This window comes from Streptomyces sp. SID3343 (assembly GCF_009865215.1).
GTDB lineage: Bacteria > Actinomycetota > Actinomycetes > Streptomycetales > Streptomycetaceae > Embleya.
In genome coordinates, this window is the sequence record NZ_WWJX01001329.1 from 1 (window position 1) to 9,124 (window position 9,124).

Consider the following 9,124-nt stretch of genomic DNA (forward strand, 5'->3'; position numbering starts at 1 on the left):
GCCTCCCACCACGCCTTCACCGTCGTCACCGACGTCCCGGTCTACTTCTGCGACCCCGCCAGCCCATGGCAACGCGGCTCCAACGAAAACACGAACGGCCTGATCCGGCAGTACTTCCCCAAAGGCACAGACCTGTCCGTCCATACCCGCGAACGCCTGGACGCCGTCGCCGCCGAACTCAACGGCCGCCCACGCAAAACGCTCGACTGGGAAACCCCAGCCGAGCGCCTGCATAAACTGCTCGCCACGACACATCAGTGATCATGTGTTGCGACGACCCCTGGAATCCGCCCTTCGTCAGGGGCCTTGTCGGACAAGGTGCGGCCGCCTTGCGTCGAGCGGCGCCCGCTCAGGCCGACAGGTCGGCCCGCAGCCGGGCCAGCGCACGGGCCAGCAAACGCGACACGTGCATCTGCGAGATGCCGAGTCGCTCGCCGATCTGCGACTGGGTCATGTTGCCGAAGAAGCGCAGCATGATGATCTGTCGATCGCGCGGACTCATCCGAGCGAGCAACGGCCGCAGTGCTTCCCGGTATTCGACGCCGTCGAGCGCCTCGTCCTCCTGGCCGAGCCTGGCGATCAGCGCGTTGTCGCGGTCGTCGTCGAGGTCGTGTGCGTCGAGCGACGCGGGCGAGTAGGCGTTGGCCGCCTCCATGCCCTCGAGGATCTCCTCGACGGTCAGGTTCAGGTGCTTCGCGAGTTCGACCACGGTCGGCGCCCGGTCGTACTTGTGATTGAACTGCTCGGTGGCCTCGGCGAGCGCGAGCCGCAACTCCTGGAGCCGGCGGGGTACCCGCACGCTCCACGACGTGTCGCGGAAGAAGCGCTTGATCTCGCCGATGATCGTCGGCACGGCGTAGGTCGGGAACTCGACGCCGCGGTGCGGGTCGAAGCGATCTATCGCCTTGATCAGGCCGATGGTTCCGACCTGGAGGACGTCCTCGTACTGATCGGTCCTACTCCGGAATCGGTTCGCCGCGAAGCGCACCAGGGGCAGGTTCAACTCGACCAGGGTGCTGCGCACATACGCGTGCTCGGCAGAGCCCTCCACGACATCGGTGAGACGGAGCAAGAGGGTCCGGGACAGCGTGCGCGTGTCCTGGGGAGTGTCGGTGCCGGAACCCCGAACCGCGCGGGCGCGGGGGATCCCGGTACGGGGAAGGCGCGCGGGCGCGGCGCGGTCGGCGGTAGAGCCTGCCGTGCCCTCGTGGGAAGCATCTCGCAGCAGCACTGGAGAGCCCACCTCCTCGTCGTCCTGGAGCGGAACCTGGCCGCTACCGACCATGGCGGTCGGCAGCCGTCGTTCGCTACCCCCTTACCGGCGAGGGGATCCGCCCCAAACCCCTTGCGACATCCCCGATTTGTCAGGTGATGCGGGTGTATCTAGCGGCATGTCGACAGTACGAAAGCCGTGAATCACCGCAAAAATATTTCGAGGTTTTACCAGCCCTTTCGCATTACCCGCCGGTCGGGCCAAAGAGTTGGTCACACATCTTGAGGTAGACGGCGTCGGGTCGCGGGACGAACGCGACCTCCTTGAGTGGCTGATCCTGCCCAGCCGACTCCATGACGAACATCCCGTGCCCGAGCAGACGTCCCGAGAGTGTGCGCCGGTAGCTCATGTCGGTCACCTTGGTCAGCGGCATCATGTTGACTCGCTTGCCGATCAGGCCGGTGGTGAGGATGACCCGCTTGTCGGTCACGATGAAGTAGTCGTTGCGCCAGGTCAGTACGTGCCCCGAGCACCACAACACGAGCGCCGCCCCGATCGGCCACACGCCGACGTGTACGACCTGGTTCGCGGCGGGGAAGTAGGCGAAAAGCGCGCCCAGCAGGACCGTTCCCAGGGCGGTCACCACGAGGGGGCGCAGGATCATCGCCCAGTGCCTGCGCACGGCTATCACGCAGATCTCGGTGGGCAGCAGGTATCTGCGTATCGCATAGGGGTCGGTGCCGGCACTGGTGACCGGCGCGGCCCCGGCCCTTCGACGTGCGCGCCTCAGCTCGCGAGTCCGCTGATCTGGTCGCCGCACCACTTGGCGGCCGAGGACATCGCGTTGAACCACTGGGCGACGAGATCGGCGGCCTTGTCCGGCGTGGCGATGATCGTGTAAATGACGAAAACGACCAGGAGCAGCGTCAGGATCTTCTTGGTCTGCGCCTGCATCTCCCCGCCTCCCGATTGAGGTATCGGGGAGAAACAATAGGGGAGAGGGAGCAGCCGCGGGGGGACCGGCCACTCTCTCTCCCCAGCGGGACCCCCGCCGGAGCAAAGGTGGGTCGTACCTTCGCAGCATCGGCAAACAGTCCCTGGGTGCCTGCGGGGCTCCTGCCCAGCCCCGGGCACATCTCCAGCATGCGCCTGATCGCGACGCTCCGCATCCGGCGTTCGGCCCGACGAGGGAGGGCCTTGGTCCCACAGAGGGACTTTCGGCGCAAACTTCGGCCACGCCGCGTACGCAGCGTGATCGTCGGTGCTTATCCGGCGGTTCCGTACAGGCGGTCGCCCGCGTCGCCGAGGCCCGGAACGATGTAGCCGTGCTCGTTGAGTCGCTCGTCGATCGAGGCGGTGACGACGGTGACTTTCGCGTCCGTGTCCTTGAACGCCTCTTCCATCAGCGTGACGCCCTCGGGCGCGGCGAGGAGGCAGATCGCGGTCACGTCGAGCGCGCCGCGCTCCAGGAGGAGCTTGGTGGCCGCGATGAGCGTGCCGCCGGTCGCGAGCATCGGGTCGAGCACATACGCCTGCCGACCGCTCAGGTCGTCGGGCATGCGTGTCGCGTAGGTGGACGGCTCCAGGGTGTCCTCGTTGCGGATCATGCCCAGGAAGCCCACCTCGGCCGTCGGCAGCAACCGCACCATGCCGTCGAGCATGCCCAGGCCCGCGCGCAGGATCGGCACGACGAGCGGACGCGGATAGGAGAGCTTGACGCCCATGGTGTCCGCGACCGGCGTGGTCAGTGCCACGGTGTCGACGCGGACCTCACGGGTCGCCTCGTACGCGAGCAGCGTGACCAACTCGTCGGCGAGCCGCCGAAACGTGGGCGAGTCGGTGCGCCGGTCGCGCAGAGTCGAGAGCTTGTGGGCCACCAAAGGATGGTCGACGACGTGAATCCGCATGGTGAGACAGTAGCCGTTTGTCCGGTAAGGCAGTCGTGCGGGGCGGTGCCGGGCCACCGCGTGTTCGAGCCGCGGCCGGATGGTTCGGCCCGGTTCGTCGTCGGTACGAACGGGCGGACTCGGCGTATTCGAGGAATGCCGGGTGAATTGAAACCAATTGTTCGTTTTACCGCAACTCTTTCCGGCAAGGGATGCCTGCACGATGACTGAGCCGGTGTGACCCGGGCACTACAGCCACATCGGGTTCGGATGGCCTTGGGAGTGGTTGGGGCGTGGTGATGGAGAGTCGAGAACCCCGAACGACGGCGGCCCGACGCCGCGAGGAGGAGGCGGATCGACGCCGTCGACGGACTCTCTTCCTGCGGGAACTCGCCGAGGCACGGGAACTGCGGGCTCGCATCCAGCCGCGCCGGGTGCGCAACGAACGACTCCGGCAGATGATGCGGATGCGCACGTTCCGTTACTGATTTCGGCTGTCCGTCGGCCGTTCACCCGACCTTGTTCGTCAACGTGCGCCAATTCCCGTCCTCGTGGTCCGGTATCTGCCACGATGCGAGTGACAACGCCGATGCGAACGATCTTGGAGAGTCCCGTGGCGTACTTCGCCGCAGTGCTCGTACGTACAGACGAGCAGTGGGAAGCCCGTGAGGCCGATCTCGACGACGTCGAGGACCCGGTGGGAATGACCGCGCTGGCACGTGCCGCAGCCGTGGACGACGAGCCGGTCCTCGTGTTCGTCGAACAGGAGGACATCTGGTTCGCGGTTGTCCGGGTGGACGGTGAGGAGGACCCACGCATCTACGTCTCCGACGTGGCCGCGGTCGCTCGCAGCGCCTACGCGGACGCGCTGCTCACCGCCGACGTGCTGGACGGCCTGGAGGAGGACGAGGACGCCGCGCTGCCGCCGGGGCCCGCAGGCGACGAGAGCGTGCTCGCCGATCTGGGGGTGCCCGCGACGCTGCTCGCCGAACTGGCGGGCGACGCGGGTCTGCCCGCGGACGCCATAGCGGTGATCGCGGAACGGCTGGGCTGCGCCGACGAGTTGGAGACGGTCCGCTGAGCACGATGCCCCCACCGGTACCCAGGCCCGCGTTCGACCCCGCGAAGGCCCGGTACGAGCCGGCCATGCGGCTGGCCCTGGCCGAGGCGGCGCCGGCGGTCGAGACGGGTGACGTGCCGGTGGGGTGCGTCGTGCTCGGCCCGGACGGCGCCGTGCTCGGCCGCGGCCGCAACGAACGCGAGGCGCACGGCGACCCGACAGCGCACGCGGAGATCGTGGCCCTGCGCGAGGCCGCGAAGGCCGTCGGCGAGTGGCGCCTGTCCGGCTGCACGCTCGTGGTCACCCTGGAGCCGTGCACGATGTGCGCGGGCGCGATCGTGCTCGCCCGGGTGGACCGCGTGGTCTTCGGCGCCTGGGACCCCAAGGCCGGCGCCGCGGGCTCATTGTGGGACGTGCTGCGCGACCGCGGCCTCAACCACCGCCCCGAGGTCGTCGGCGGCGTCGCCGAGGCCGAATGCGGGGCGGCGCTGCGCGCCTTCTTCGAGGACAACCGCTCCCGGGAAACCGGTTACGAAGCACACCCCGGCATCCGGTAAGCTCTCTCTCGGTAGCGTGTCCGAGTGGCCTAAGGAGCACGCCTCGAAAGCGTGTGATGGTGCAAGCTATCCGTGGGTTCAAATCCCACCGCTACCGCTCTTGAGCAGGACATACGGAAGCGCCCGACCTGAGACAGGTCGGGCGCTTCCGTCGTTTTGGCTCGTCCGTTGCTTTGGTTCGTCCCGGTGCACGCCCTGCGGCGAAGGACTCGGCCGTGGGTGGTCGGGTCCTTCGCCGCAGGGGTGTTCAGCAGGTGGGGGCCGTGCTCGGGGCGGGCGGCGGTGGGGGCGGCGACAGGATCGCGGCTACGGCCTCCGGGGTGGACAGGTCCTTCCAGCCGTCGCCGATCACCAGGTCGACGGAACCGTCGGTGCGCTGGTCTTCCTTGTCGGTGCTGCCCGCGACCTGGGCCGCGACCACCTTCGCGGGCGTCGCGCCGGGGAAGCCATGGCGGATCTCGGCGCTGGCCGCGATGGGCTGGTTGAGGGGATCGTTGGTGACCTTGCCGATCACGAAGCCGCGGGTCTTGAGTGTTTCGCTCACGCTCTTGGCGAGGCCGGCGCGCTTGGTGGCGTTGTACACGTTCACCGTGATCGTCGCGGCCTCGGGCAGGGGTGCGGCGGTGGTCGGGGGTGCGACGGGCGGAGCCGTCGGGCACGCTGCGGCCTTGGCGTCCTTCTCGTCGGACGTGAAGTGGTAGACGCCCCACCCGGCGGTCGCGAGCACCACCAGGCCGACCACGATGGCGATGACGACAGGCATGCGTCGCCTGCGCCGCGTCATGCGCGGATAGAGCTTGCCAGTGATCTTGTACTGGCCTCCCATGCCGCGGGGAGTGAGCATGCTCATCGACGCGCCCCCGTCCTCCTCCTGCACGGCATGGCCGTGGTCCCGGTCGCCATGCAGTCGAGATTAGCGTCGTCCCGGCGAGTTGCGTATCGGGGCGCGACCGTCCCGGTGACGACCACCTGATCGGTCCGCCACGGTTGCGCAGTCAGCCGAGTTCGAGCACGCGCGCGTGCAGCACCTGCCGTTGCTGTAGCGCCGCTCGTACTGCCCGGTGCAGGCCGTCCTCCAGGTAGAGGCTGCCCTCCCATTTCACGACGTGCGCGAAGAGGTCGCCGTAGAACGTCGAGTCCTCCGCGAGCAGCGTGTCGAGGTCGAGCTGTCGTTTCGTCGTGATGAGCTGGTCCAGCCGCACGGGCCGCGGGGCGATGTCGGCCCATTGACGGGCACCCGACCTCCCGTGGTCCGGGTACGGTTTGCCGTCACCGATCCGCTTGAAGATCACAGGCTCAGCCTACCGGGATCGGGGTCGTCGAACCCCCACCCACAGCCGATGCGAGGGACCCGACGGGTCGATCGTGACCGTACGGACGGACGATTCGCGGGGGCAATCGGGATATTTCTTTCCCTATCGGTGTATTCGCCCTCACACGATTCGGAGCGATTCGAAGCGGCCCCGAAGCAGCCTCGAAGCGTTCGGCGCGGCGCGGGTCATCCCGGGGACCGGAGGAGCGCATGACCGAGCAGGGCGACGCGATCGCGACGATCAGGGCCGGCTACGCGTTCACCGGCCCCGCCCTCGAACTCGGCGCCGCGGTCGTCGACGGGATCGCGCACCCGGACGCGCCGGTACGGATCCCGTTGGCCGTGCTCAATCGGCACGGGCTCGTCGCGGGTGCCACCGGTACCGGCAAGACCAAGACGCTCCAACTGATCGCCGAACAACTCTCCGCGCAGGGTGTCGCGGTCTTCCTCGCCGACGTCAAGGGCGACGTCTCCGGGATCGCCGCGCCGGGCGAGCCGGGTGAGCGGGTGGCCGCTCGCGCCGCCGAGGTCGGCCAGGACTGGCAAGGCGCCGGATGCCCGGCCGAGTTCTACGCGCTCGGCGGCCTCGGGGCCGGCGTGATCCGCGCGACGATCACCGGCTTCGGGCCGACGCTGCTGGCGAAGGTGCTCGACCTCAACGAGACGCAGGAGTCCTCGCTCGGGCTGATCTTCCACTTCGCCGATCAACGCGGTCTGGAACTGGTCGACCTCAAGGACCTGCGCGCGGTCATCCAGTACCTGACGGACGATCAGGGCAAGGCGGAACTCAAGCGGATCGGCGGCCTGTCGGCGGCGACCGCGGGAGTGATCCTGCGCGCGCTCGTGACCTTGGAGAACAACGGCGGTGCCGCGTTCTTCGGTGAGCCCGACTTCGACACCGCCGACCTGTTGCGGATCGCCACCGACGGGCGCGGCATGGTGTCGGTGCTCGAACTTCCCGCGGTGCATGACAAGCCGCAGTTGTTCTCGACGTTCTTGATGTGGCTGCTCGCCGACCTCTTCCACGACCTCCCGGAGGTCGGCGACCTCGACCGGCCGCGCCTGGTGTTCTTCTTCGACGAGGCACATCTGCTGTTCACGGGCGCGTCCAAGGCGTTCTTGACGGCGATCACCCAGACCGTGCGGCTGATCCGGTCCAAGGGCGTGGGCATCTTCTTGGCTTCTGTCACTTCCCCCCTAAGGACACTGAGGGTGGCCACCTCAGGCCAGCCGGAACCGCGCCATGAGGGTTGCGACTTCGGGTCGGTCCGCATGGCTCCTCATGCGGCTCTGTAGTCCATCCATGGCGGCAGTGACACGGATAGACGGGATGCCTGCGGAGAGGTCAAGCGCGCGGTGCGCGGCGCTGGTAGCGGCCTCTAGTTCGTTGCGCTGGATGTGGCTTGTGGCTAGGACTGCCTGGCTGAGGGATGCGCGCCGGTTGCGCTTCTGGAGTTCTGCGGCGGCGATCGACTCGCGCGCGAAGCGTTCAGCGTTGACCGAGTCGTTCATGTCACGCAGGCTGCCAGCGATTTCGCCCGTAACGTACGCGTCATCAATGAAGCGGGCCCACTCGGGTTCGTTCTCGTGCCTGACGCTGTCGAATGTGCGCTCGGCGCTGTCGATGGCGCGGACTGCTGACATGACGTCACCCAAGATGGCATGCGCGCGGGCTTCAAGCACGTAGAGGTCTGTTAGGGCTGCTGGGGCGGTAAGCCCGCGTAGTCCATGGCGCCCGGCGCGCGCGAGATTCAACCCCTCTTCCGGGTATCCCAGTTGGGTTGCTTGGTCGCTGAGCCCTGCGAGTACGTGCGATCCGAGCATCTTGTTACCGGAAGCCTGGGCCAACCGGAGTGACTGGATCAAGTAGCGTTCGGCGAGACCATGGCGCCCGGCGTCAAAAGCCATCCAGCCTGCGAGATAAGTTTGTTCGCTGGCCACCTCGTACAAGGCGTGTTGCATGGCGGGGGCTTGCGGGTGGCCCAGAAGAGGCATGATCTGCTCGGTTAGGTACTGCGCAACCAGCCTGCGCGCCTCGTCGCCTCCACCGTCGATCACATCCATTTTCTGGAAGTGGCCGAACGCTTCACGGATGGTCTTGATCTGGTCGGGCCCTACGCGACGTGGCACATCTACATCCAACTCATCAAGGCTGGCCAACAGCCAATCTCGGCTGGGGGCCGCCAGAGCACCCACAGCAAACGTGGCGTTGGTGAGGAAAACCCGTCGGTTCACGTCGCTACTCCCCAAAGTCGCTACTACAGCTAGCGTATCGGTGAGCGAACGTGTGTACGTAAGTCCGGTTTCGGACTCTGGCGGTGGACCCGTTGTCAGTGGACGGGCGGCGTTCTGGGTGACAATGCCGGTCAAAGCGGGCGTCTGGCTCGACCGTTCCCAGGGGCGCGGTGCGAGACCGATCATTTCCCCTGGGATGCGCAGAGCGTCTGCGATCGTCTCAAGCTTCTCGACAGTGGTGATCTGGCCTTCACCACGGGCTAGAGCACCGACGCGTTGAGCCTTGATCCCACAGGCATCACCGATTTTCTGAAAGCTGATCCCGCACCACTTGCGCGCGAGTGTGAACACCACCCCGAAGTCCCTGACTTGCAGGGCGTCGCGCATGTCGTCGCGATCGAGAATCTGGGGCGGTAGAGCCGCTGGTGAAACGTAATCATTCATGAATCGGCGTCTCCCCGGATCGCCCTCATCACCCGCAGTTGATCACTGTTCGCCGTGAGTCTACGCCTACCCATGATGGGTACCCCTGAAGGTCTGACCCGGTCGCCTGTTGTGACGGGAAGCTCGTCCCATGGGCAGAGCGCAGACAGGGCGGGCGGGCCTGCGGCACACGATCGTGCGGGATCCGCCGGTACAAGAGGAGCGGGAACGGAACGCCGTTCCCGAAGCGGAGTGGTCGGAGCGTATGGGGCTCCTGAGCCCGGGGGAACGGTGGCTCGGCCCCGTCTTCAGCGGCTCGGAGTACACCCCGATGTGGGTCCGGGAACGCACGTGGGAAGCGCACCCGGCGGCGGTGGCGCAGACTCGGGATTTGACCTGGGCGGCGTTGGCGGACTGGAACCTGATCGAGCTGACGGA

12 protein-coding genes, 1 tRNA gene and 1 pseudogene are annotated in these 9,124 nt (G+C 67.2%); 7 read left to right on the plus strand and 7 right to left on the minus strand.

The window, feature by feature from the left end:
- Positions 1–261, plus strand: a 261-nt coding sequence (locus tag GT354_RS42140; RefSeq protein ID WP_161355674.1) for an IS30 family transposase, incomplete at its 5' end; no start/stop codon positions are given.
- Between the two features lie 88 nt (positions 262–349).
- On the opposite strand, the gene GT354_RS42145 is transcribed toward GT354_RS42140, so the two are convergent.
- The 4 genes from GT354_RS42145 to upp all read right to left on the minus strand — a co-directional run bounded on the left by GT354_RS42145 (position 350) and on the right by upp (position 3,120).
- A complete protein-coding gene (locus GT354_RS42145; RefSeq protein WP_346012427.1) occupies positions 350–1,243 on the minus strand; it encodes a SigB/SigF/SigG family RNA polymerase sigma factor in 894 nt (297 codons plus the stop codon).
- A gap of 214 nt (positions 1,244–1,457) precedes the next feature.
- Complete coding sequence (locus tag GT354_RS42150; protein WP_161362086.1) at positions 1,458–1,877, minus strand: PH domain-containing protein; 420 nt, start codon at positions 1,875–1,877, stop codon at positions 1,458–1,460.
- A gap of 122 nt (positions 1,878–1,999) precedes the next feature.
- Entirely contained in the window at positions 2,000–2,167 is a 168-nt protein-coding gene (locus tag GT354_RS53075) for a hypothetical protein (RefSeq protein ID WP_202512901.1), read from the minus strand.
- 311 nt (positions 2,168–2,478) lie between these two features.
- Positions 2,479–3,120, minus strand: coding sequence for a uracil phosphoribosyltransferase (gene upp, locus GT354_RS42155; protein ID WP_161362089.1), 642 nt, complete (start codon positions 3,118–3,120; stop codon positions 2,479–2,481).
- Positions 3,121–3,398: 278 nt separating this feature from the next.
- On the opposite strand from upp, the gene GT354_RS42160 reads away from it, so the two are divergent.
- The 4 genes from GT354_RS42160 (at position 3,399) to GT354_RS42175 (ending at position 4,813) form a co-directional block, all read left to right on the plus strand.
- Positions 3,399–3,587, plus strand: coding sequence for a hypothetical protein (locus GT354_RS42160; RefSeq protein ID WP_202512902.1), 189 nt, complete (start codon positions 3,399–3,401; stop codon positions 3,585–3,587).
- A gap of 101 nt (positions 3,588–3,688) precedes the next feature.
- Positions 3,689–4,180, plus strand: a complete 492-nt coding sequence (locus GT354_RS42165) for a tRNA adenosine deaminase-associated protein (protein WP_161362093.1) — start codon at positions 3,689–3,691, stop codon at positions 4,178–4,180.
- Between the two features lie 5 nt (positions 4,181–4,185).
- Positions 4,186–4,716: a tRNA adenosine(34) deaminase TadA gene (gene tadA, locus GT354_RS42170; RefSeq protein WP_161362096.1), complete on the plus strand. Its 531-nt coding sequence runs from the start codon at positions 4,186–4,188 to the stop codon at positions 4,714–4,716.
- Between the two features lie 10 nt (positions 4,717–4,726).
- Positions 4,727–4,813: transfer RNA gene (locus tag GT354_RS42175), tRNA-Ser, on the plus strand.
- Positions 4,814–4,963: 150 nt separating this feature from the next.
- Here GT354_RS42175 and GT354_RS42180 read toward each other — a convergent pair.
- Both GT354_RS42180 and GT354_RS42185 read right to left on the minus strand, forming a co-directional pair.
- On the minus strand, positions 4,964–5,593 hold the full coding sequence (locus tag GT354_RS42180) for a LytR C-terminal domain-containing protein (RefSeq protein ID WP_346012428.1): 630 nt from the start codon (positions 5,591–5,593) through the stop codon (positions 4,964–4,966).
- A gap of 118 nt (positions 5,594–5,711) precedes the next feature.
- Complete coding sequence (locus GT354_RS42185; RefSeq protein WP_161362098.1) at positions 5,712–6,008, minus strand: type II toxin-antitoxin system VapB family antitoxin; 297 nt, start codon at positions 6,006–6,008, stop codon at positions 5,712–5,714.
- Positions 6,009–6,238: 230 nt separating this feature from the next.
- Here GT354_RS42185 and GT354_RS42190 point away from each other — a divergent pair.
- Positions 6,239–7,204, plus strand: a pseudogene (locus GT354_RS42190) (helicase HerA-like domain-containing protein); the annotation flags it as partial.
- 45 nt (positions 7,205–7,249) lie between these two features.
- Here GT354_RS42190 and GT354_RS42195 read toward each other — a convergent pair.
- Positions 7,250–8,707: a hypothetical protein gene (locus GT354_RS42195; RefSeq protein WP_161362099.1), complete on the minus strand. Its 1,458-nt coding sequence runs from the start codon at positions 8,705–8,707 to the stop codon at positions 7,250–7,252.
- 130 nt (positions 8,708–8,837) lie between these two features.
- Between GT354_RS42195 and GT354_RS42200 the strand changes: the two genes are divergently transcribed.
- Positions 8,838–9,124 (plus strand): hypothetical protein (locus GT354_RS42200; RefSeq protein ID WP_161362101.1); only part of this gene is annotated, 287 nt, incomplete at its 3' end.

What these genes read in the sequence shown, in the direction of transcription:
- GT354_RS42150 (WP_161362086.1), bottom strand. Translation starts at nt 1,877, where the DNA reads ATGATCCTGCGCCCCCTCGTGGTGACCGCCCTGGGAACGGTCCTGCTG.
- GT354_RS53075 (WP_202512901.1), bottom strand. Translation starts at nt 2,167, where the DNA reads ATGCAGGCGCAGACCAAGAAGATCCTGACGCTGCTCCTGGTCGTTTTC.
- upp (WP_161362089.1), bottom strand. Translation starts at nt 3,120, where the DNA reads ATGCGGATTCACGTCGTCGACCATCCTTTGGTGGCCCACAAGCTCTCG.
- GT354_RS42160 (WP_202512902.1), top strand. Translation starts at nt 3,399, where the DNA reads ATGGAGAGTCGAGAACCCCGAACGACGGCGGCCCGACGCCGCGAGGAG.
- GT354_RS42165 (WP_161362093.1), top strand. Translation starts at nt 3,689, where the DNA reads ATGCGAACGATCTTGGAGAGTCCCGTGGCGTACTTCGCCGCAGTGCTC.
- tadA (WP_161362096.1), top strand. Translation starts at nt 4,186, where the DNA reads ATGCCCCCACCGGTACCCAGGCCCGCGTTCGACCCCGCGAAGGCCCGG.
- GT354_RS42195 (WP_161362099.1), bottom strand. Translation starts at nt 8,707, where the DNA reads ATGAATGATTACGTTTCACCAGCGGCTCTACCGCCCCAGATTCTCGAT.